We start from the raw sequence: 23,133 nt of genomic DNA on the forward strand, positions 1-23,133 counted from the left end.
CAAAGCCCTGATAGCGCGAGACAAAGGCTGCGCCAGATGCGGCCGACCACCCCGCTGGACGCGGGGGCACCACGTGCAGCACTGGGCCGATGGTGGGCATACCTGCCTTGACAATTGCGTGCTCCTGTGCGATCGCTGTCATCGTTTGCTGCACCACGGCGGTTGGGATGTACGCATTGTTGACGGAATTGTTGAATTCCTGCCGCCCGCGTACGTTGACCGCGAACGAAGACCCATCCGCGGCATCAACCAACTCGCCGCATAGAAAAGCCACCCGGCCGCCGGGCACCACCACGCCCGGCGGCCCACAACCCTGCAGACGAGCCATCACCCATCCTTCTCAACAGACCTGAACCCGAGAACCGCCAACAAACAGTGGCTTGTCGGATTGTGTCCGCTGTTGATGAGGGCTCGCCACTCACAATCTCGCCGCGCTGGCCTCACCGCCCGACACGCCGAAGCGGCGCGAAACTGTCGTACCGATGCTGTTTTCTGGCCCCCTCCCTTTGAACGGGCGGGGGGTGGGTTTGAGGACCGACGTCCACTAAAAATTGCAAATTTGCCTCTCGACCCACCCCCCGCCCGTCACTGGGTGGGGGCAACTTTTGCGGTTGGGTACGACAGTTTCGCGCCGCACCTGGGTCTATTCGCAGGTCGGCGAAACAGTCCGCGGCCTCGGTCCGCGCAGGGGGACGAGCGCGACGCACGTCAGCAGCCCGCAACACTCAGCGTCACCCAGCCACGTGCTTGTTGCTACTGGTAGTGAGATTCGTTGTTGATCTTGCCTACTTTGCCTACCCAAAACGGACATGGGACTGAATTGTCCTTTTTGGGTAGGCAAAGTAGGCAAGATCAACAACTTCGACACCGACTCCGACGGAGTTGCCCATTTCGGGGTCTTGGGGCACTAACGGACTGGCACGGCCAGGTCGGCCGCGGGTAGCGCTGAGCCGGTGGCGTCGGGGAAATAGCGGTCGAGCAGGGCCAGCGAGATTTCCGCGCGGCGGACGCGTTCACGGGCCAGCGAGATGGCCGTGTCGAGCAGATGGGTGCCGGCTGGATAGATGTTGGGCGAATTGCGCAGGCCGAATTTGAGGTAGACGGGCGCGGCCACTCGGACGATCTCGGCGATTTCGAAATGCCGGACGAAACCGCCCTGGTCGTCCGGCGACTCCACGTAAATGTCCAGCGGGATATCGATCGCCTGCCGGATCGCGGCCAACTGAGCCAGGCTCAGGTCGGTCGGCACGTTGTAGGTGTTGGCGCCGGTCCGCTCGGCGAGCCGGATCGACGCCGGGTTGGCCAGTCCCATCTGGACACTCACTTTGAACCGCAAGGCGGCCGGAAACTCGCCTTCAGCGCGCATCGCCGCGGCGACCGAGAGCACCCCGAGATCGGTCACCAGCACGCTGCGGAAACCGTGTTCGCACGTACGCCGAATGTCCTCCAGGACATACACCAACTGCTCGGTGCCACGAGCCTGCGCGACCACGCTGCCGGCGCCGGCAGCCAGTGCGGCCGCGCCAGTGTCCCAGCCGGCCAGTGGCCGAGCGAAAAGGCTGACTTCGACACTGCGCTCAGCGGCGATCCCTGCCATCGCGGCCATTTCACCGTCGGTCTGCAGCATTCCACCGCTGCCCTGGGAAACCCGGTGCACCAGCACCCCGCGAGCGTCCGCTTCGGCGAACACCGCCGACAACACTTCGGGGCCTTCCACGCTGGGAATCTCGACCCGGTATTGGGCGCCATCGGGGAACCGCTTGGCACTGCTCGGCAGGTCCCCGGGATCGGCGCCCGGCAACCCGATGCCTCGCAGGAATTCGCGCGTACGCTGCACAGTCCATTCTCCTTGTTCGAAATCTCGAACGATGACTGATATACCGAACAATGGTGCTAGTGTACGCCCTGGAAGGAGGTGGCGATGACTCGAGCGGTGCCGGCGGTCACCAGGGCACTGGACATCCTGGAGCTGTTCCTGACCGGCGAGGCGCTCTCGGCGCCGGACATCTGCGGCCGTTCCGGACTGCCCCGGACGACCGTTCACGAGCTTCTGCACACCTTGTTGGACCGCGATTTTCTTGCCACCGCCCCAGAAAGGCCGAACCACTACCGGCTCGGCGTAAGGGTTTTCCAGCTCGGCGGGGTGTTTGCCGGTCAGCTGGACCTGGCCCGGGATGGCCAGCCGATCGCGGCCGCGGTGGCCGCCCGGTGCGCCGAGACCGTGCACCTCGCGGTGTTGGACGGCGTTGAGGTGGTTTACGTCGTACGCATCGAAAGCACCCAGCCAGTCCGGATGGTCTCGTCGGTCGGCCGCCGGCTGCCGGCGCATTGCACGGCGGTCGGCAAGGTATTGCTGGCCGAGTTGGCACCGGCGGAGCTGGATTTACGCTATCGCCGCCGGAAACTGACCGCCATGACCCCGCGAAGCATCACCACTTTGGCTGCGTTGAAGAAGGAAACAGCCCGGATCCGAGAAGCCGAGCTGGCCACCGAATTCTGCGAGTCGAACGAAGCGGTCGCGTGCGTGGCCGCGCCGGTGCGAGATCATCAGGGCGAAACCGTGGCCGCGATGAGCATTTCGGTGCCGATCACCCGCTGGAATGCCGCCAGATCAACAGAACTCGCCGCGATCGTACGCGACGGCGCCCGCCAACTGTCCGGCCGGCTCGGCTTTGCGATCAAAGGAACTTGAGACCGCCGAACACCTCGACGACCAGCGATGAGTCGGTCGAGGACGCCACCGCGGGGCCGGAAACAGCGAGCGAATAGAGATCCCCATCGCGTTGCCGGACAAGGACGAACACTCCCCGCTGGACACCTCCGTCCATCCAGGTCCAGCTCCACACGGCGGCATCGGCCGAGTCGTCCTTGTATCCGGCGTCGACTTTCAACGATTTCAGGTGATAGCCCGTCCGGTTTTTATAGGCGTAACTGTCCTCGCCGGTCAGCCAGTCTCTCGGCGAAAGATGGTCGGCCCGGTCCGCCGGAATCGCCTGCACCTGAATGACGAGCTGCCCACTGTCAACGTCCTTGCTCGCGGCGAAACCAGGCGCGGTCCGCAGGTCGGGAGGTGACGTGAGCGTGGTCCAGTTGGTCGGCAGCACGGTAGTGGCGCGGCCGAACCGGATGATCTCGCCGAGTTCCAGAGTCCCCTTGCTGGTCGCGACCTTCTGGTAGCCGCCCGCAGGCGGAGCCTCCAGGGTGTAGACGAGGTAGCCGTCAATAAATTCGGGTCTGTTCAGCCGTACGACAGTGATCGTCACGCCAACCGCCACCACGATGGCGACCGCCGCGGCCACGAGTGTCCACATGAGACGACGGCGTCGCCTCGGCGCCGGAACTACCGGAGCCGGCGGCGGGGCATCGGACGTGACCGTCGAACTTTCCGGCCGTACGAACGATTCAGCCGGCACCGCCGCCCCAGACGCAGGCTCCAGCCGTACGAACGATTCGGCCGGCACCGACACCGGCTCCGGCCGCTCCGGACGTACGACTGGGGGGTCCACGACCATGGGTGCGGGCTCCGCGATCCCTCCGGCTGTGAGTCGAGAAAGGTCTCCGGTGGTCGGTGCTTGCTCGACCGCCATAATCGTCCGCAGCGCCTCCTCGACCTCTTCCGCGCTGGGCCGTCGGTCGGGTTCCTTTTCCAGCAACCCTGCCAGAACCGGCTGCAGCGGGCCGGCATGCTCAAAAGCGTCCGGCGGATCGCTGAGGACCGCGGCCAGCGTCGGCAGCTGGCCCGTACGAGCGAATGGCGCCCGCCCCTCGACGGCCGCGTAAAGCGTGGCGCCCAACGAAAACAAGTCGCTGGCCGGCCCTGGCGACTCACCGCGGACCCGCTCCGGCGCCATGTACTGCGGCGACCCGATCATGGTGCCGGTCGCGGTCAGCGACACCTGGTCCATCTCGTACGCGATGCCGAAATCCGTCAGGACAACGGCATCGTCGTCTTCGACGAGTACGTTCGCGGGCTTCACGTCCCGGTGAATCACGCCAGCCTTATGAGCAGCGCGAAGAGCACCTAGCAGGCTCAGCCCCAGGGCGGCCACCCGAGCCGGCGGCAGCGCTCCTTCGGCCTCGACCAGCTCCTCCAGGCTGCGCCCGTCGACCAACTCCATCACGATCCACGGATGGTTGTCGGCGGTGATCACGTCATGCACCCGTACGATCGCCGGATGCCGCAGCCGGGCGCCCAGCCGGGCCTCCCGCAGCATCCGTTCGGCCATCTGCGCCTTGGCCAGCTCGGACATGCCCAGCGGCAGCAGCACTTCCTTCAGCGCCACCTCGCGGTCCAGGGTCTGGTCGTGGGCTCGCCAGACCCGCCCCATGCCGCCCTGACCGATCGCCGCCCGAATGACGTACCGGCCGGCGATCACCCGCGCTTCAACCACTGGACCAGGCTAGGGGAAAGGGAAACCAAAAACCTTGAACCGCATGGGCGATGCCCGAAGGTGCACTACTGGTTGGTCGGGCTGCTCTTGTAGACGTTGGTGAACAGCTGGCCATTGGCCTGGAAATCGGCCTCGGGACCCGCGAAGGACAGCACGTAGAAGGCGCCCTGGTAAAGCTGGCCGAACTGAAGGACGTGCCGCTTCACCCCACCGTCCGTCCAGGTCCACTCCCAGCGAATGTCCGCGGTTGGCTTGCTGTCGCTGAAGTTGACCTTCTCCAACACGATCAGCGCGTAGCCCGGCTGAGCCGTCAACGCCACCGACTGCGCGGCCTGAAACCAGCTCAGCGGTGTCTTCGCGGTCGGGCCGGTGGGCGACGCCAACTGGATCACCACCTGCTGGTTGCGATCGGCGACGGCCTTCGCGTAGCCAGCGACCGGCTGCTCGTCCGAGCCACCGACCCGCACCCATCCGGCCGGGATGGTGATCGACACTTTCCCCACCGTGAAAGGCGCGATCGGGGTCAGAGTGCCGCTGGAGGTCGCCGGCGCGGTGTTGCCGCTGCTCGTGCTGGCCGTCGGCCGGTGCCCCGAAGTGAGCGCCCAGACCGCACCGGCCGCGATGACCACGACGACGACAACGGCCGCGGCGCCCAGCAGAATCAGCCGCGACCGGCGCTTGGCCGGCGCAGCGGCTGGTACGGGCAACGCCTCGGTCAGCTCCGCCTGGGTGGCGGCCGGCTCCAGCGGCGGCACGGCTCCCACCCCAGGAGTCGCAACGGGCTCGGTCGCGGCAGGCAGCACCGCGGTCGGCGCGCTGGCCGGAATTCGCGCTGGTACGGGCAAGTCGTCGCCGGTGCTGACGCTGGACTCGACTGCGGCAACAGACCGCAGAGCATCCTCGACGGCGTCCGCGTCCATTCGCCGTGCCGGGTCCTTTTCCAACATTCCAGCCAAAACTGGCTGCAGCTGACCGGCCGAAGCGAAGGCATCGGGCGCATCGCTCAAAACCGCGGCCAAAGTGGCGAGCTGTCCCGTTCGTACGAACGGAGACCGCCCCTCAACGGCCGCGTAAAGCGTGGCGCCCAACGAGAAAATGTCGCTGGCCGGCCCGGGTTTGTCACCGCGCACCCGCTCCGGAGCCATGAACTGCGGCGACCCGATCATGGTGCCGGTCGCGGTCAGCGAGGACTGCTCCAGCTCGTACGCGATGCCGAAATCCGTCAGGCTGACCGATCCGTCGGGCTCTACAAGAACGTTCGCCGGCTTCACGTCCCGATGGATGACGCCGGCCTTATGAGCAGCCTGCAGAGCGCCCAGCAGACTCAAGCCAATGTCCGCGACCTGGGCCACCGGCAGCGCGCCCTCGGCCTCGATCAGCTCCTCCAGGCTGCGCCCGTCGACCAGCTCCATCACGATCCACGGCCGCGAATCCACGATCAGCACGTCATGCACCCGTACGATCGCCGGATGCCGCAGCCGGGCGCCGAACCGGGCCTCGCGCAGCATCCGCTCGGACATCTGCGCCTTCGCGGCCTCCGCCATCCCCTCGGGCAGCAGCACTTCCTTCAGCGCGACCTCGCGGTCCAGCATCTGGTCATGGGCCCGCCAGACGCGACCCATCCCGCCCTGCCCGATGACGTCGCGAATGGCGTACCGATCGGCGATCACCCGCATCGCCCCAGGCTAGGGCAAGGAAAGCAGGCCCGAGCCGGGACCGCGAAGGCCATGCCCGAAGGTGCACGCAGGCACCGAAAATCCGTTGCGAAGCGTACGAAACGCACCGGATCCTGGGGCGATGTTGCGACGGCGGGTGCGCGCATATGTGAGCCACCGAGGCGAGTATCTCGGCACTCTCGACATCGGCCAGGTGGACAGTCCCTGGTGGTCCGAAGCGCAATCGGTGAACGCGGCCGTCGATGCAAAGCTCGGCACCGAAGTTGCTATCTGCCGGCTGCTGACGGTCGTCCCGGACGGCGACCACGGCCCGCGCGGCGGCGAAGTCGCCTACCACGTTGAGGTCCTCGGTGCACCGACTCGCCAGCACCTCAACGAAAGTCCGGTGGACGACTGGGCGGCCATCATCGCGCCGCACCCGCTGCGGTCCGCCTGGGCCACCCCGGACGGCGTACGGGACCTGCTCGACTGGGCGACGGCCGCGGCGGACCGGCCGCTGCGGGGCAAGTCGTGGCAATGGAAGACCTGGAATCTGTCGTGCCTGTTCACACTGAACACTGTGGATGGTTTGCGCTGGGCGAAGGCGGCGCCCGCATTCGGCAACTCCGAAGCGGACGTGATCGAGGTTGTCCGGCGGTACGACCCGGCGCTGGTGCCGACCGTGCTCGCCGCCGACCGCGCGACCAAGCGGACGCTGCTCGCGAATGCGCCGGGCGAGGGCTGCTGGAAGGCGTCGACCAAGACCGCGTGTGAGGTCATCCAACGCTGGGTCGCGGTGCAGGCCGCGATCGGCGAGCCGGACCTGGTCGACCTGCCAGCGGTCGACCCGGTGATCTCAACGCGCGGGCTCCTGGCCGGTGAGGCCGGCGGCCAGCTGACCCAGACCGAGCTGGCCGCCGCGTACGAACTGCTGGACCAACTCCCGAAGCTGCTGGCCGAACAGGCCAGCGCGGAGTTGCCACCCACGCTCGTACACGGCGACTTCCACCCCGGCAACTGGCACTCCGACGGGACCACCCACACCATCATCGACTGGGCCGACAGCTTCGCCGGCAACCCGGCGACGGACGTGCTCAGGCTGACCGACTGGCTGCCGGAAGAGCAGCGGGAGGCGGTCCTTACGGCATGGGTGGACGCGTGGCGTACGCACCGGCCCCAGAGCTTCCCAGAGCGCGCGCTTGCTCCAACGCGAGTCATCGGTCACCTGCTGGCGGCCGACACGTACCAGCGCTTCCTGGACGGCATCGAGCCGGCAGAGCGCGTCTACCACGAAGGTGACCCCGCCGGCGAGCTGCGGGCCGCGACAACTGCGTTATCGGGGTAGAGCGTTCTCAAGCGGGAGCCCAAAAGGGCAGAACCAGTGGCTGGATAGAGCCTCCCGGCCACTCGTCGTTTTACCGTGCGGCATGCAGACCTTCGTGGTGCGCGTCTGGGTGCCAGGCGACGACGCGGATCGCCCCGTCCCGGCCGAGGTTCACGGGGTGGTGGAACACGTCCGTTCGGGCCGGATCACCACCTTCTGCGACGACGAAGAGCTGCTCGGATTCATCCACGAGTGCGTCGGCCAGGACCTCCGGCCGCCGGAGCACGGGTAAGGGGCGGCGGCCACCGCTGGCACTCATTTACCGCCGAACGCAAGGCGGCGGTCCCTTTTGCCATCGTCCGATCGGTCACAGATCTCGGCCATAGGGGCATACGTAGCACGTAGCCGACAGGAACATACGTACCTTCCCCGATGCTCCGAAGCCCTTCCCTCGCGCACTCTGATACCTGGTCGCTTCTCGGTCCAGACCAAAACGAGAGCGACGCGGTGTCAGAGTGGGGAGACCGACGGATGGATGGGGCGTAGTGGCCAGTTCGTTGCAGGCGGCTTCGACGGTGACGGCCGGACCGCGTACGCGTGGCGGCCGGACGCTCTCATCGGTGTGGGTCGACCGGCCCGCGCTGGTGCGCCGGCTGGCTGGGGTGACCGACCAACGTCTGACGATTCTGATCGCGGACGCGGGCTATGGCAAGACCTCCCTGCTGACCTCCTGGGCCAGCCAGGTCCCGCACTGCTGGTACACGCTCGGCCGTCACGACGCGGCGCTGTCCACGCTCGTACGCAACCTGTCCGAGCAACTGCTGACCCCCGTCCCGGACGCCGAGCTGCCGATCGACGAGGTGGCGCTCGCGCTGCTCGGCCCGCTGTCCCGGCAGCCCGACGACCTCGTACTGATCCTCGACGACCTGCACGAACTGCCCGAGGGCAGCGCTTCTGGGCAGCTGGTGGAGGCACTGTGCCGGTACGCGCCGGCCAACCTGCACATTGTGCTGTCCTCGCGCCGGCAGCCGCCGTTCTCGATCGAGCGGCTGCGCGGTCGCGGTCAACTGCTGGAGCTGGACGGCCACGCGCTGGCCTTCACCGCGGCCGAGACGCACGCGCTGCTGTCCACCGCGATCGGCGACGCGGCCGCCGACGACCTGGCCGAGAAGCTGCACGAGAACACCGGCGGTTGGCCGGCCGCGACCGTGCTCGCGGCCCGCTGGCTGCTGGACTTTCCGCCGGACGGGTACGCCGACGAGCTGTCCCGGCTGGGACATCCCGGCGGGCCGCTGTTCGGCTATGTGGCCGACGAGGTGGCCGGCAACCAGCCGGCCGACATCCAGGACCTGCTGCGCTGGGTGTCGCCGCTGCGCTGGTTCACCGCCGACCTGTGCGCCTTCGCCGGGCTGCCGGCCGACGGCGACCAGCTGAACCGGCTGGCCCGGGCCGGCGCGCTGCTCTGGCGGCGACCGGACGGCACCTTCACGGTCAGTCCGCTGGCCCGGGACGCGATTCGCGCGACCGCGCCGCTGCCGGCGAACGACTGGGCGCAGCTGCACCGACAGGCGGCCACGTGGTTCCTGCGCCACGAGGACACCCAGGAGGCGCTGCGGTGCGTACGGGCGATTGGCGACCCGCCAACCACCGCCGCGTTCATCTGCGAAAACGCCTCTGAGCTGCTGCGCGCGGGCGCGGCCACAGTGGTCCTGGAAGCGTTCGGCCAGCTGCCGCCGTGGGCCCGTACGGCCGACACCGAGCGGGTCGAGGGGCAGGCCAAGTTCTGCCTCGGCGACTGGAGCGGCGCGCTGCGCTGCTTCTACCGCGGGGTGGAGATCGCCGGTGCGGTCGAGCCGCGGTTCGGCTGGCGACTGGCCGCCCTCTACCACTTCCTCGGCGAGCCCAACCGGGCGCTGGCGATCTGCGAGCAGGTCACCGCGGTCGGCAACGGCGGGCCGGCGAGCGCCGACGAGGCACTCGTACTGGCGTGGACGGCGTATTCGCACTGGGTACGCAACGAGCACCCAGCGAGCCGGGACCTCGCGGCGCGCGCGTTGCGGGTCGCGCAGGCCGCCGGCGACAACAGCGCGTTGGCTGCCGCATACAGCGTCATGGGGTTGCTCAACGGCATCGACACGGACGCCCACCACGAGGCCGCGGTCGAAGCGGCCGCCCTCAGCCGCAACACCATGCACATCATCTTCGCGCACACCAACTACGCGCGGACGCTGATCATTCGCGGGGACGTACGGGCCGGACTGACGCAGCTGGACGTGGCCGTCACCGCCGCCGAACGCAGCGGCGACCGCAACATGGTGCTCTTCACGCACTGCCACCGCGGCACCGCGAAGCTGGCGCTCGGCCGGCTCGACGAGGCGGCCGCCGACTTCCAGGCCGCGCGGGCCGGTTACCAGCGCGGCGGGCCGGGCACGAGCGCGCGGCCGCTGGTCGGGCTGGGCGAGGTCTACCGGGAGCACGGCGACCTGGCGCTGGCCGCCGCCGCGTACCAGGAAGCGGCCGACATCTCTGCCGAGTCCGGCGACCAGGAGATGCACGGCGTCGCGCTGACCGGCCTCGCGAAGGTGCGGCTGGCCGACGACCCGGAGGCGGCCGCGGTGCTCGCCGAGCAGGCGGTGGCCTCCTCCGAGGGGTCCGAGCGGGTACGCGCGCAAATCGCCGCCGGCTGGGTGGCCCTGGCCCGCGGCGACCGGCAGCGGTTGTCCGAGGCGGTGGCCGCGGCCACCGCCGGCGTCGGGATCGGCGCCGACCGCGGCGGGCTCGCCCGGCTGCTGGAACTGCGCGCGGCTGCCCTCACCGACCAGCCCGCCGAGCAACTTCGGCTGCTGCACCAGGCCGCCGACATCTGGGCGGCCACCGGCCAGCTGATCGGCGCCGCCCGCGTCGGGGTCGCGGTGGCCCGGCTGACCGAGGCGCCGGCGCCGGTACTGGAAGCGGCCACCGCGGCCCTTCGCCAGTACGGCGTCCACCCGGCCGCCGAGGTCGCCGCCGGGCTGCTTCGCTTCGTACCGATCCCGGCGCCGAACTCCCTTGAGGTCCGTACGCTCGGCGGCTTTGGCCTGCTCCGCGACGGGCAGCTGGTGGGCGCCGAGGAATGGCGGTCGAAGAAGGCCCGCGACCTGTTCAAGCTGCTGGTGGCCCGGCGCGGCCGGCCCACCCCGCGCGAGCTGCTGATGGACATCCTGTGGCCGGACGAGGATCCGACCAAATGCGCCAACCGACTTTCCGTTGCGCTGTCGACGATTCGTACGGTCCTTGACCCCGGCCGAGCGTTCCCGCCGGACCATTTCGTGGGCACCGACAAATACGCCATCGAGTTGCGCAACCTGGCCGTCGACGTCGAGGTTTTCCTTGCCATCGCGGCAAAGGCCCAGATGGAGTACGAGCGTGGCAGTGCCGACGCACCGCGCGCGCTGGCGCTGGCCGAGGCCACCTACAGCGGGGATTTCCTGGAGGAAGACCCGTACCAGGACTGGGCCGTGCCGCTGCGTGAGGAAGCCAAGGCTCGCTATTTGGAGCTCGTACGGCTGCTCGCCAGCATCGCCTCCAAGGCTGGCGAATACGACCGCGCGGCGCGTTATCGCTTGCGTGCGTTGGAAAGGGACACTTTCGACGAGGAAGCGCACCTCGGCCTGATCGGCGCACTGGTGGCCGCCGGCCGCCATGGCGAGGCCAAGCGGCGCTACCAGATCTACCGCGAGCAGATGGCGGAGATCGGCATCGACCCGGCGCCGTTCCCGCAGCGGTCGCAGCGCCGGCCCTCTCCGGCTGGCAGGTAAACCGGTTTTTGTCTTGCGCTGGACCGCACACTCCGTGCGGTCCAGCTCTCTTTGTGTGAACGGTTTTTACGTATACGGACGTACGTGGGGCGAAATTACGTGGTGGCACGGATGGTAAGGGCTACCTGTTCGGGCGAGAATTTCCAGTATGAGACAGGTATCCCCCCCGCCAGACCAACTGCGGTCCGGCATGAGCGCACCGATGGCGGCGCCCGGCGCCGCACCATATGTCCGCACCATGGGAACCTTCCAGGTGATCCGCGGCCGGAGCCCGTTCGACACCGCCGAGTGGCCCTCGAAAAAAGCCCGTGAGCTGTTCAAACTGCTGATCGCCCGGCGCGGTCGGCCGACCGCCCGCGAGCTCTTGATGGACACGCTGTGGCCGGACGACGAGCCCACCAGATGCGCCAACCGGCTGTCCGTCGCATTGTCGACCATCCGTACGGTTCTCGACCCTTACCGTCGGTACCCGGCTGACCATTTCGTGAGCACCGACAAATACGTGGTGAGCCTTTCCAACGTCACCGTCGACGTGGAGGTTTTCCTTGCCGCCGCGCGGGAAGCCGTGCTGCGCTACGAGAACGGCGAGCCGGACGCGCTGACCGCGCTGGCGCTCGCCGAGGCTGGCTACGCCGGGGACTTCCTGGCCGAAGACCGTTACTACGAGTGGGCCGTGTCACTGCGCGAGCTGGCCCGTGCGAGTTATCTGGACCTCGTTCGTACGCTCGCTACCGCCGCTGCCCGCAGCGGCGACTACGAGCGGGCGCAGGCGTACCAACTGCGTGCCCTGGAGCGGGACCCGTTCGACGAGCAGGCGCACCTCGGGCTCATCGACGCGTTGGCGTGCACCGGAAAACACGACCGGGCTCGCCGGCAGTATCACGACTATCGCCGGCAGATGGACCGGATCGGCATCGAGCCGGTCCCGTTCCCGCCGCACCGGGTGGCGGCCCGGCCGCTGTCCACTGTCGGGCGCTGATCTCGTATGTCCTGGGCTTGCGGTGGTGATCCTTCGCGGGGAAGCTGATCCGATCAGTCGAACCCGAAGGACGCACCGTGCCCGGTCAGGTCGAGACTTCCCGCGGTCTGCGCCGCACCCTGTCGGTTTGGCAGGCCATCGGCCTGTCGGTGGCGCTGATGGCGCCCAGCATGGCCGCGAACATCAACCCGCAACAGACCGCCGGCCCGGCTGGTAGAGCGGTGCCGCTGGCATTTTTCCTGTCCGCACTGGGCGTTCTGCTGGTCGCGTACGGTTTTGTCCGACTCTGCCAGTATTATCAGCACGCCGGCTCGGTTTATGCCTTCGTTGGAGCCACTCTCGGGCCACGAGCCGGCGTGGTGTCCGGCGTCGGGCTGCTCGGCACGTACACGTTCTACGCGGTGGTCACCTCCTCAGCCGCCGGCAACCTCGGCACCGCTTTCCTTACCGAGGTGGGAATCTGGCCGAATCCGCCGGCTTGGGCGCCTTTCGTGCTGACCGGCGTGGCGCTGGTCGGCAGCTGGCTGCTCGCGATGGCCCCGGCCCGCCGCGGCACCACCGTCCTGCTGGTCGTCGAGGGCGCCACCGTCGCGCTGATCCTGCTGATCACCGCCATCATCGCGGTTCGGCTGATCGGCGGCACCGCACCCGGCGGCCAGCATTTCACCTCGCAGGTCTTCACCTTCACCCCCGACAGCGGCCTCTCCGGCGTCTTCCTCGGTGCCGTCTTCGGCTTCCTTTCCTTCGCCGGCTTCGAAGCCGCCGCCACCCTCGGCGAGGAAACCAGCAACCCGCGCCGGGACATCTCCCGCGCCATCCTGGGCACCGCGATCTTCGGCGGCGCATACTTCGTCATCGTCACCGCGGTCGAGATGATGGCCTTCGGCACCGACGCGGCCGGCGTCAGGAAATTCGCCAATTCCGGTTCACTGCTGGGAGACCTCGGCACCGGCTACGTCGGCGCCTGGGCTGGCGACCTCATCAGCCTCGGGGCCACCATCAGCGCCTTCGGCTGCTGCCTCGCCTGCGTCGTCGGCGCCTCCCGCATGCTTTTCGCGCTGGGCCGCGACATCGGGGGCGCCCGCGGCATCGGCCGTACGTCCGCCAGCGGCACCCCCGCCATCGCCACCACCGTCATCACCCTCCTGGCCGCCGCCTTCATCGTGATCTGCGCGGTCTTCTTCGGCGCCACCACGAAAGACACCTTCGCCTGGTCCGGCACCATCGGCACCCTGATCTTGCTCGTGGTCTATTTACTGACCACCGTCGGAGCGATCTGGCTGATTTTCGTACGCCGAAAGATGGCCGTGCCTCGCTGGCAGGTCGTTTTTCCGTTGGGAGCACTGGCCTTGCTCGGCTACACGGTTTACGTGAACGTCATCCCGTACCCGACCGCGGGCCCGGCCCGCTGGTTCCCGGTCGTCGCTGGCGGGATTCTGGTGGTCGCCCTGGTGGGTGTGCTCGCCCTCCCCCGCGTCGCCCGTCGCGTCGGCACCCAGCTCGCCTCCCTCAGCAGCGTTTCGCGCGAGGGTGACATTTGAGGGGTTGAATGCCCCCTATTTGTCGCCCCAAACGTCACCCTCGCGGAGGTTACGTTCAGGTCCAGCGTAAGCAACGGGGCGTTGCGGACCAGCGAGCCAGTTAACCGTTGAGGTAAGCCAAAACAGCGAGCACCCGGCGGTTGGTGTCATCGGACGGTCCGATGCCGAGTTTGCCGAAAATGCTGGCGGTGTGCTTGCCGACCGAGCCCTCGCTGATGAACAACCGGGCCGCGATCGCCGCGTTGGAACAACCTTCCGCCATCAACGACAACACGTCTCGCTCGCGCGGTGACAATGCCGCCAGCGGTTCGTCGCGGGCATTACTGACGAGCAGTTTCGCGATCACTTCTGGGTCCATAGCGGTGCCGCCGCCGGCGACTCTTCGTACGGCGTCAATGAACTGCTCGGCGTTGAACACTCGGTCTTTCAACAAATAGCCGATCCCGCCGGTGCCGTCGGCGAGCAGCTCCCGGGCGTACAACTGCTCGACGTGCTGCGACAGTACGAGCACCGGCAGGCCGGGTTCGCGTTGGCGGGCATGCAAAGCCGCCTGCAACCCCTCGTCTGTGAACGTCGGTGGCAGTCGTACGTCCACAATGGCCACATCTGGTTTTTCTTCTATCAGCGCCTGTTCCAGCGCCGGACCACTCTCGACCGCCGCCACCACCTCAAAACCGTGCGCGGACAGCAGGTGCGTCAGTCCGTCGCGGAGAAGGTAGAGGTCTTCGGCGAGGACAACGCGCATGGCAGCTCCATCGTCACCATTGTCGGACCGCCCGAAGGGCTACTGACGGTGACCCTACCGTCGAAGGTGCCCAGTCGGCGCTCAATGCCGCGCAGGCCACTGCCGCGGCTCGGGTCGGCGCCGCCCGTGCCGTCGTCAAGCACGCTGATCCGCAGCGCGCTGTCCAAGTGCCGCAGGTCGATCCACACCCGCTCGGCGCCGGAATGGCGGGCCGCGTTCGTCAGCAGCTCGGCGACCGCGAAGTAGGCGGCGGACTCCACCGGCGCGGCCAGCTGGCCATCCAGCGCCGCCTTGACCTGTACGTCCAACGGGCTGTCCAGCGCGATCGCGCGGATCGCGTCGGCCAACCCGCGCTCGGCGAGGATCGGCGGGTGGATGCCGCGGACCAGCGTACGCAGCTCAGCCAGCGCCGACGCGGAGCTGTCCCGCGCCTTGCTCACAAGCGCCTTCGCGGCCGCCGGGTCCTGGTCTATAAGTGCCTCGATGGCGCCAAGCGTCATGCCCATCGCGACCAGCCGCGCCTGCGCCCCGTCGTGCAGATCGCGCTCAATCCGGCGAACCTCGGCGGCCTGCGTGTCGGTCGCGGCCGTACGGGTCTCGGTGAGTTGCTCCACGCGCGCGGTCAACTCCTCGCGCTCGACCAGCATCATCGCCTTCGCTGTCGGGCGCAGCAGCAGCGACGACCACAGACTGTGAGCACGCACCAGCGGCGGCGAAAGGGCCAGCATGGCGACCACCAGCAGCACGCCGCCGACGAGCGCGAGCCACCTCGACCCGTACAGCTGCCCCACCCACTGCGATCCGTTCGGATCGAACAGTCCCGGCCCGATCAGCCCACCCATGGCGTAACAGAACGCGGTCATCGGCAGCAGCATCGGAACAATCCCGATTACTGGCTGGAAAATCAGCCAACCCAGGTCCCGCCAGGTCGCCGGATCGCGCAGCACCCAGCGTTCGCGATCCATCCAGGACGAACCACTGACCGGCAGGTACGGCCGCGGCAAGTCCAGCTCTGACCACCTGCGCCCGTACATTCGGAACAGGTTCGGCAACCAACGCGACCACACCACCACCGGGGCACCGAGCGGGCCGAGCAGGAGCGCCAGCAGGTAAACCGGCACCAGGGGGATCACCAGGAGTGACTGGACGCCGATCGCGAAACACCGCGAGTTCGCGATCTGGCCGTTGGCGAACCACCAGCCGAAGGCCCGGGCTCGTACGATCGCGGCCGCGGACGCAGGACTGAGCAGCGCTCTGGTCCATAAGCCGTGCAGCCGTAGCATCCATGGCGCGATAAGCACACCTACCGCGATGCTTACCAGCCCGATGAAGACGTTCGTACGCAGAAGCAGCGGACCGGTGACGCCGAAGGCGATCAGGGCCGCCGGCAGCACCGCGATCGCGCCGCCGATCACTGGATCGAGCACCAACCAACCGAGGTCCCGCCAAGTGGCGAGGTCCGACATCACCCAGGTGTAGTAACGCCCAAAGGCGGGTCCGGCGGCAGTCTTATAGAGCGTACGACCGTCCGCCGAGCGATAGAGACCGTCAGGTCCAGGCGTGGGCGGCGGTGGTTTCGGCTGGTACGGGACGGGGATCGGGACACCGGACCACTCGCCGGCCAGCCGGCGCGCGAGGCCCATCAGCGGCCGCGGGAACTCGATGAGCCACGGCAGCGCGGCGATCCCGAGCAGAGAGCCGACGGCGAAAACGGGCTTCAGCGGCCCGATCGCGAAGAGCGCGAGACCGCGCCAGACCGCCCGCACATACCGCATCCCGCCGTCCCTTCCTCGCCGTTGGTGTCCAGTTTGACCTCCTCCGCCGGCGTCGCACAGTGGCCCCAGCTCTCGAGGTGGGGGTAGCTAGGCCCACTGTCAGTGGCCGCGGAAGGCTTCTTCGAGCCACCAGGACGGGCCGCTGGTGACTTTGGCGTCGATGACAAGGGGCCGATCCCGTGGACCTGCGAGCCAGTCAGTCAGACCGTCCAAATCGGACAGTGCTCGTACCGTGATCGCGTCGGCGCCGAATCCGCGGCCCATCGCGGCGATGTCGGTTTCCGGGAACAGCACAGTGTCCAGATTATGGCCGTGCGGACCAAAATGATGCACCTCGGCGCCGTACGCCTCGTCGTTGTAGAACACCACAACCATCGGCAGCCGGAGTCGTACGACGGTGTCCAGTTCAGCGATGGACATCAGGCCACCGCCGTCCCCCACAGCCGCTATCGGCAGCCGGGACGGCTCGGCGAGCGCGGCGCCAATCGCGGTGGCCAGGCCCAGGCCAATCGACTGATATGCCTGGGTGAAGCAAAAACCACGCTCATCCGGCACCGCCAGGTAGGCACTCGGATATCCCATGAAGTTCCCGGAATCCACTGCGAGCACCCGGTCGACTGGGAGCCGCTCGTCGAGTCCAATCGACAGCGTTCGCGGGTCAATTCGGTCCACAGTGGACACGTCTTCGTACGACACTTCCCGCCAGCGGCCGTCCGGCAGCGACTTTTCCCGATATCCGATGCTTTCCTCGACGAGCTTCGCGACCGCGTCGGCCGTACGAGCGACATCGCCCAGCACGCCGAGGTCGATCGGCCGGTGCGCGCCCAAAGCGTCCGCGTCCAGATCCACCTGGACAACCGTCGCGTCCGCCGCGATCAGGGCGCCGTGCCGCATCGTCCACATGTTCAGGCCGGCGCCCCAACCGACCACCAGATCCGCGCCACTGATCAATTCCACGGCCTGCGGTGTGGCAAATCCACCGGAAATCCCCAGAGACCACGGATTGCCGGCGAAAAGTCCGTTGGCCACCGCGGAAGTCGCCAGCAGCGCGCCACAACGGTCGGCCAGCAGTTCCAGCTCTTTCCGGGCTCCCCGGGCACCTCGCCCGGCCACGAAAACCGGCCGCTGAGCAGCCGCGATCGCCTTCGCGAGGGCTTGCGCCGCGGTCGGGTCCGGGCTGGGGACCTGAGCGGCCAGCAGTTTCGGTCGTACCGATGGAAAATCCTCGGCGGCCTGAACATCCAGCGGTAGGTTCAAAACGACCGTTCGGCGCCCTTCGACAGCGGTGCGATAGGCACGTACGACGTCGTCCATCGCACTCGCCGCACTGAAGACCCGCTCGCTGATCGCCCCAACCGCGACCGCGAGAGCGTCTTGATCCACCCGGAAATTCGAGCGTACGGCGGCGGCCGCGGTGTCCGCGGCCAGCACGATCATCGGAGTCCGGCTCTTGGCCGCCTCGGTGATCCCCGTCATCGCGTTGGTCAGGCCGCAGCCCTGATGGACGGACACGACACCGAGCCGCCCGCTCGTACGCGCATAGCCATCGGCCATGGTGGCGGCACCGGATTCGTGCCGGGCGGCCACAAATCGCGCACCCGCCGCCGCCATCGCGTTGGTGACGTGGAAATTCCCGCTGCCCACCACCCCGAAGACGTGGTCCGCGCCCAATTCCACCAGCGTACGGCCGACCAGCTCGGCGACCGTCACGACTCGACCAGCCCCAGCACCCGCGCCGGACTGCCGGAACCGCCCACGATCGGCAGTCCGGTGGCGATGACCACCGCGCCGGTCGGCGGCAGCTCGGCGAGGTTCTGCAACTGGGTCAGCCCGTACCGGCCGGAGCCGGCCAGCGAGCCGTGGCACGGAAACGGCGGATCAAAGCCGTGCGCCGCACCGGCGTCGGTGCCGGCCGTCTCCACGCCGATGCCCACGATGGACCGTTCGGCGAGCAGCCAGGCCACGCAGTCGGCGGCGATCCCGGGCGTGTGCGGGCCGGTTTCGTTGGCGTTCAGGAAATTGTCCTGGTCACCGCTGCGGGCATCCCAGCCGGTACGGTAAAGGAACCACCCGTGAACCGTCCCATGCTCGCTTTCCCAGACCTGGACATCGTTGACTTGCAACAGAAAGTCCGGGTCCTGGAGAGCCCGGTCGGCGAAGTCCAACACGCTGGCGGGCGCGATCAGCTCGCCGGGCGGGATTTCCGCGACACTGCGGCCATCCCGGCCGGTCACCCAGTGAATCGGTGCGTCCAGGTGGGTGCCGGTGTGCTCGCCGGTGTGGATGTTGTTCCAATACCAAGCCGGACCGCGGTCGTCGTAACGACTGATCTCCTCCAGTTGGAACGGCACAGTGTTCCCGAACGGCGGCGGCAACTGCAAAATCGGTGTGGTGCTTTGCAAAGGCGCGGTCAGGTCGACCACCCGAATGCCACCTGAGCACAACTGTGCACTGAAATCCCGCAAAACCGACATTGAGCCAACCTCCGCGGTCAGGGCCTCCAGCGGCGGTGCCTGGTGGCCGGTTCGCCCTCTCTCACCAGCGCCAGCCGCGGTTTCGGCGCGTCCGTACGGCCGGTTGGCGGCTGTCGCCTCCCGGCGGCGAACTGGAGTGGCCACGCCGCCGCCGGACCGGTGTAATCCTGCTCCACCGCGGCATGCAGCGTCCACTGCGGATCATAAAGATGCGTACGCCCCAGCGCACACAAGTCGGCTCGGCCGGCCAGCAGCAGCGAATTCACGTCGTCGTACGACGAAATCGCCCCGACCGCGATCACCGCGATGCCATATTTGCGGCCGATCTCGTTGCGGATCCGGTCCGCGTACGGCGTCTGGTAGCTCCGGCCGTATGCCGGTTTTTCGGTCGAAACAACCTGTCCAGTCGACACATCGATGCCGTCCGCGCCATGCTCGGCGAAAGCGCGGGCGATCTCCACTGCCTCGTCCGCGTCCACCCCGCCGTCGTGCCAGTCGGTGGCCGAGATGCGGACCGTCATCGGCCGCTCGGCGGGCCACACCGCGCGTACGGCGTCGAAAACCTCCAGCGGGAACCGCAACCGGCCCTCCAGCGAGCCGCCGTAGCCGTCGGTCCGCCGGTTCGACAGCGGCGAGATGAACGACGACAGCAGGTATCCGTGCGCGCAATGCAGTTCCAACACGTCAAACCCAGCACGTGCGGCGGACTGGGCGGCAGCCACGAAATCGTGCTGGATCGCCGCCATCTCCTGGATGCTGAGCTCGCGCGGCACCTGGTTGTCCGGTGAGTACGGCAAAGCCGACGGCCCGCACACTTTCCAGTTGTGGTCCAGCAACGGCTGGTCGATGCCTTCCCACATCAGCCGGGTCGACCCCTTGCGTCCGGAATGCCCTAACTGGACACCGATCCGCGCGTCTGTCGAGCCGTGCACGAATTCGACGATCCGCTGCCAGCCGGCTTCCTGTTCGGGGGTGTAAAGGCCCGTACATCCAGGCGTGATCCGGCCCGACTCCGACACACACACCATCTCGGTCATCACGAGGCCGGCGCCGCCCAGTGCCTTGCTTCCCAGGTGCACCAAGTGAAAGTCGGTCGGACGGCCGTCAACCGCCGAATACATGTCCATCGCGGACACGACAACGCGGTTCCGCATTTCCAGCTGGCCCAGTTTGTACGGTTGGAACATCGGCGGCCGCTGGTCACCGCTCGTTTTACCGCCGAACCAGTTGTCCAGGCCAGCGACGAATTCCGGGTCGCGCAGCCGCAGGTTCTCGTACGTGACCCGGCGGCTGCGAGTGAGAATGTTGAACGCGAACTGCTCGGGTTCCTGATGAACGTACTGCGCGATGTGCTCAAACCATTCCAGGCTCGCCTGCGCGGCCCGCTGGGTGGACAGCACGACCTGCTTGCGCTCTGCCTCGTACCCGTCAAGGGCCTCACTCAGTGGCAGCTCATGCAGGCAGGCGGCCAACGAGAGAGCGTCCTCCATCGCGAGTTTCGTACCAGAGCCAATGGAAAAGTGGGCTGTGTGTGCCGCATCCCCCAGCAGCACCACGTTGTCGTGCCGCCAGTGCTCGTTGCGAACGGTGGCGAAGCTCAGCCATTTCGAGTTGTTGGCGAAAACCTGATGTCCGGCCAGAATCCCAGCGCAAAGCTGCTTGACCTTCTTGATGGACGACTCGTCGCTCTGTCCTGGTTTCAGCGGAACGTCCGCAAAACCCGCGCGCTGCCACACCTCGTCGGCCATTTCCACGATGAAGGTGCTGCCGGTTCTGTCGTACGGATAGCCGTGGATTTGGATGATCCCGTACGGCGTCTGGAGGATGTGGAACTTGAAAGCGTCGAAGACCAGGTCAGTGCCCAGCCACATGTAACGGCAGCGGCGGAATTCCACGCTGGGCTGGAATGTGTCGGCGTAAGCGCTGCGGATGGCCGAATTCACCCCGTCGCAGCCGAGCACCAGGTCGTACGAAGATGCCAGCTCGCGGATTTCCGGTGCCTCGGTCCGAAACCGCAGGTCGACGCCGAGGGCGCGGCACCGATCCTGAAGGATCTGCAGCAGTTTCCGCCGGCTCATCGCGGCAAAACCGTGGCCGCCGGACGTGACGACCCCGGATCCGGGCAAGTGCACGTCAATGTCGTCCCAACGAGCGAAACATTCCTGCATCCGCTCGAAAATCGCCGGGTCGGCATGCTCGATGCCACCCAGCGTCTCGTCCGACAGCACCACGCCGAAGCCGAAGGTGTCGTCCGGCGCGTTGCGCTCCCAGACGGTGACCTCGTGGTCCGAGCCCAACTGCTTGACCAGCGCGGAAAAGTAGAGCCCACCCGGTCCGCCGCCGACCACCGCGATCCGCACTGCCGGCCTCCCACCTGTCGAAACCGGCCTCAGAATATGCTGCCTCCACAACGACCGTCAAGTTTGCGCCATACCCAAACCGATCCGCGGCCGGCGACGAACACTCGACGTGGCTCTTACCGACTCGCTACCTTCCGTGACCATTCGACCGGCCGACGGACCCGTCCGGGCGGTCGTCCTGATCCTTCACGGTGGCCAGGTCACCAGCCTCGCGCCGACCCGCCCTTCGCAGCTCAGCGCCGTACGAATGATCCCCTTCGCGGCGGCTCTGGAGCGCGCCGGTGAGCGCATCGACGTGTGGACGCTGCGTTACCGCCACCGCGGCTGGAACGGTGCGCAGGCCAGCCCGGTCGCGGACGCGCGGTGGGCGCTGGACGAGGTGCGCCGGCGGCATGGCAGCGTGCCGATCGCGCTGGTCGGGCATTCGATGGGCGGCCGGACCGCGCTGCGAGTGGCCGACGATCCGGACGTACGCGGTGTTGTCGCGCTCGCGCCATGGTTGCCATCCGGCGAGCCGGTGGAGGCGATTCGCGGCCGCCGGCTGCTGATCGCGCACGGCACCCGCGACTGCTGGACCGACCTAGGCGGCTCGCTCGCGTACGCGCGAAGGGCCGAATCGCTTGCCGCCGAGGTGCGGCACGTGAGCATTCGTGGCGTGGGTCACCCGATGCTGCGCCGAATGTCGCTCTGGCACGGCCTTACCACGTTACACACGATCGAAACGCTCGCGGACCGAACCGCTGACGACGCTGCGACGAACGCCCCTGAGAAGACCCGCACCGAGCGGGCCCAGCTCCTGATCTGAGGTGACCATGACAACGACATCCCCCGGCCGGCGCCGGATCGCCGTGGTCGGCAGTGGTGTGGCCGGGCTGACCGCCGCTTGGGTTCTGCAGCGCGATGCCGATGTGACCTTGTATGAAGCCGATAATCGGCTTGGCGGCCACGCGCACACCCACGACGTGACCCACGCCAGCGGCGGCACGCTCGCGGTCGACACCGGCTTTATCGTACACAACCAGCGAACTTATCCCACCCTGCTTCGACTTTTCGAAGAGCTTGGCGTCGGCACTCAGGAATCGGACATGAGTATGTCCATTCGATGCGACGGATGTGGACTGGAATACGCCGGAGGCTGTGGCGCGTCCGGAATTTTCGCGCAACCACGCTCTTTGGTACGCGGCCGTTTCCTGCGCATGCTTACTGAGATCAAGAAATTCCACCGGCAGGCGCAGGCCTTGCTGGGTGATGACAGCGATCCGGACCAGACGCTCGGCGATTTCCTCGGGTGCGGAAGCTACTCCGACTACTTCGTGACCCATTTCATGACCCCGATGGTGTCCGCGGTGTGGTCGTGCGCACCGGAAACCGCCCAGTCCTACCCGGCCCGCTACCTGTTTTCGTTCCTACAGCACCACGGCATGCTCTCGGTGAAAGGATCGCCGACCTGGCGAACCGTCGTCGGCGGCTCACGGACTTATGTGGACAAGGTCGCGAAAGAGCTGTCCGCGGTGATGACGAACACACCCGTACGAGCACTGCATCGACACCCCGCCGGCATCAACATTCACGACGACGCCGGCGCCGTCACCCGGTTCGACGCGGCGGTCGTGGCCACCCATCCGGATCAGGCGTTGCGGCTGCTGGCTGAGCCAACGCGGGCCGAGCGGGTGGTGCTGGGCGCCTTCTCCTATTCCCGTAACCCGACCGTTCTGCACACCGACACCGCGGTTTTACCCCGCAGCCGCGCGGCCCAGGCATCCTGGAACTACCGCATGCGGTCGTGCACAACGCCGTCCGACCGCGTGCTGGTCAGCTATGACATGAATCGGTTGCAAAGGCTGCCCGGCCCTGAGCGATATGTTGTCACTCTCAACGATCACGCCGAAATCGACCCCGCAAAAGTGCTCGACGAAATGGTGTACGAGCACCCGATCTTCACGCCGGAATCGGTAGCCGCGCAGGCCCGGCTGCCCGAACTCGACAGTTCGGTGTTGGCCTACGCCGGCGCCTATCACGGCTGGGGATTTCACGAAGACGGCTGCCGTTCCGGCTTGCGGGCGGCCGAACAGATCGGTGGTGTGTGGTGACT

At 67.4% G+C, this 23,133-nt stretch carries 17 protein-coding genes; 9 read left to right on the forward strand and 8 right to left on the reverse strand.

From position 1 onward, the window contains the following. The first annotated feature begins 73 nt into the window (after positions 1-73). A complete protein-coding gene (locus tag ABD301_RS00005; protein ID WP_344306693.1) occupies positions 74-265 on the forward strand; it encodes an HNH endonuclease in 192 nt (63 codons plus the stop codon). A 642-nt stretch (positions 266-907) separates the two neighbouring features. Here ABD301_RS00005 and ABD301_RS00010 read toward each other — a convergent pair. Beyond that, on the reverse strand, positions 908-1,837 hold the full coding sequence (locus ABD301_RS00010; protein ID WP_344305966.1) for a U32 family peptidase: 930 nt from the start codon (positions 1,835-1,837) through the stop codon (positions 908-910). 84 nt (positions 1,838-1,921) lie between these two features. Here ABD301_RS00010 and ABD301_RS00015 point away from each other — a divergent pair, with 84 nt between their 5' ends. Then, on the forward strand, positions 1,922-2,692 hold the full coding sequence (locus tag ABD301_RS00015; RefSeq protein ID WP_344305967.1) for an IclR family transcriptional regulator: 771 nt from the start codon (positions 1,922-1,924) through the stop codon (positions 2,690-2,692). Here ABD301_RS00015 and ABD301_RS00020 read toward each other — a convergent pair. Together ABD301_RS00020 and ABD301_RS00025 are read right to left on the reverse strand one after the other, a co-directional pair. Further along, positions 2,679-4,391, reverse strand: coding sequence for a serine/threonine-protein kinase (locus tag ABD301_RS00020; RefSeq protein WP_344305969.1), 1,713 nt, complete (start codon positions 4,389-4,391; stop codon positions 2,679-2,681). The two genes, ABD301_RS00015 and ABD301_RS00020, sit on opposite strands and share 14 nt — an antisense overlap. 65 nt (positions 4,392-4,456) lie before the next feature. Then, positions 4,457-6,067, reverse strand: coding sequence for a serine/threonine-protein kinase (locus tag ABD301_RS00025; protein WP_344305971.1), 1,611 nt, complete (start codon positions 6,065-6,067; stop codon positions 4,457-4,459). A gap of 121 nt (positions 6,068-6,188) precedes the next feature. On the opposite strand from ABD301_RS00025, the gene ABD301_RS00030 reads away from it, so the two are divergent. The 5 genes from ABD301_RS00030 (at position 6,189) to ABD301_RS00050 (ending at position 13,687) form a co-directional block, all read left to right on the forward strand. Continuing rightward, positions 6,189-7,391, forward strand: coding sequence for an aminoglycoside phosphotransferase family protein (locus ABD301_RS00030; protein ID WP_344305973.1), 1,203 nt, complete (start codon positions 6,189-6,191; stop codon positions 7,389-7,391). An 82-nt stretch (positions 7,392-7,473) separates the two neighbouring features. Further along, positions 7,474-7,662 carry a hypothetical protein gene (locus ABD301_RS00035; RefSeq protein ID WP_163572775.1) on the forward strand — a complete coding sequence of 63 codons (189 nt, stop codon included), beginning with the start codon at positions 7,474-7,476 and terminating at the stop codon, positions 7,660-7,662. Between the two features lie 253 nt (positions 7,663-7,915). Next, the gene (locus tag ABD301_RS00040) at positions 7,916-11,167 is read left to right on the forward strand and encodes an ATP-binding protein (RefSeq protein ID WP_344305976.1); all 3,252 of its coding nucleotides are present in this window, start codon (positions 7,916-7,918) and stop codon (positions 11,165-11,167) included. 148 nt (positions 11,168-11,315) lie between these two features. Further along, positions 11,316-12,146 (forward strand): AfsR/SARP family transcriptional regulator, encoded by an 831-nt coding sequence (locus tag ABD301_RS00045; RefSeq protein WP_344305977.1) that lies wholly within the window; start codon positions 11,316-11,318, stop codon positions 12,144-12,146. A gap of 77 nt (positions 12,147-12,223) precedes the next feature. Then, complete coding sequence (locus tag ABD301_RS00050; RefSeq protein ID WP_344305979.1) at positions 12,224-13,687, forward strand: APC family permease; 1,464 nt, start codon at positions 12,224-12,226, stop codon at positions 13,685-13,687. Positions 13,688-13,787: 100 nt separating this feature from the next. Here ABD301_RS00050 and ABD301_RS00055 read toward each other — a convergent pair whose 3' ends face one another. From ABD301_RS00055 to ABD301_RS00075, 5 genes are all read right to left on the reverse strand, one after another. Continuing rightward, a complete protein-coding gene (locus ABD301_RS00055; protein WP_163572782.1) occupies positions 13,788-14,432 on the reverse strand; it encodes a LuxR C-terminal-related transcriptional regulator in 645 nt (214 codons plus the stop codon). Then, positions 14,384-16,207 carry a sensor histidine kinase gene (locus tag ABD301_RS00060; RefSeq protein WP_344305982.1) on the reverse strand — a complete coding sequence of 608 codons (1,824 nt, stop codon included), beginning with the start codon at positions 16,205-16,207 and terminating at the stop codon, positions 14,384-14,386. Before ABD301_RS00060 ends, ABD301_RS00055 begins: the two co-directional genes overlap by 49 nt. A 99-nt stretch (positions 16,208-16,306) precedes the next feature. Then, positions 16,307-17,917, reverse strand: a complete 1,611-nt coding sequence (locus ABD301_RS00065; protein WP_344305984.1) for a thiamine pyrophosphate-binding protein — start codon at positions 17,915-17,917, stop codon at positions 16,307-16,309. Beyond that, on the reverse strand, positions 17,914-18,681 hold the full coding sequence (locus tag ABD301_RS00070) for a cyclase family protein (RefSeq protein ID WP_163572788.1): 768 nt from the start codon (positions 18,679-18,681) through the stop codon (positions 17,914-17,916). The genes ABD301_RS00065 and ABD301_RS00070 overlap by 4 nt, the downstream gene beginning before the upstream one ends. 17 nt (positions 18,682-18,698) lie before the next feature. Continuing rightward, positions 18,699-21,041, reverse strand: coding sequence for a bifunctional salicylyl-CoA 5-hydroxylase/oxidoreductase (locus ABD301_RS00075; protein WP_344305986.1), 2,343 nt, complete (start codon positions 21,039-21,041; stop codon positions 18,699-18,701). A 136-nt stretch (positions 21,042-21,177) separates the two neighbouring features. Between ABD301_RS00075 and ABD301_RS00080 the strand changes: the two genes are divergently transcribed. Together ABD301_RS00080 and ABD301_RS00085 are read left to right on the forward strand one after the other, a co-directional pair. After that, entirely contained in the window at positions 21,178-21,846 is a 669-nt protein-coding gene (locus ABD301_RS00080) for an alpha/beta hydrolase (protein WP_279580753.1), read from the forward strand. A gap of 7 nt (positions 21,847-21,853) precedes the next feature. Beyond that, complete coding sequence (locus tag ABD301_RS00085; RefSeq protein ID WP_344305988.1) at positions 21,854-23,131, forward strand: NAD(P)/FAD-dependent oxidoreductase; 1,278 nt, start codon at positions 21,854-21,856, stop codon at positions 23,129-23,131. Positions 23,132-23,133 lie beyond the last annotated feature (2 nt).

Origin of the sequence: Fodinicola feengrottensis (assembly GCF_039530045.1) — a bacterium.
GTDB classification, from domain to species: Bacteria; Actinomycetota; Actinomycetes; order Mycobacteriales; family HKI-0501; genus Fodinicola; species Fodinicola feengrottensis.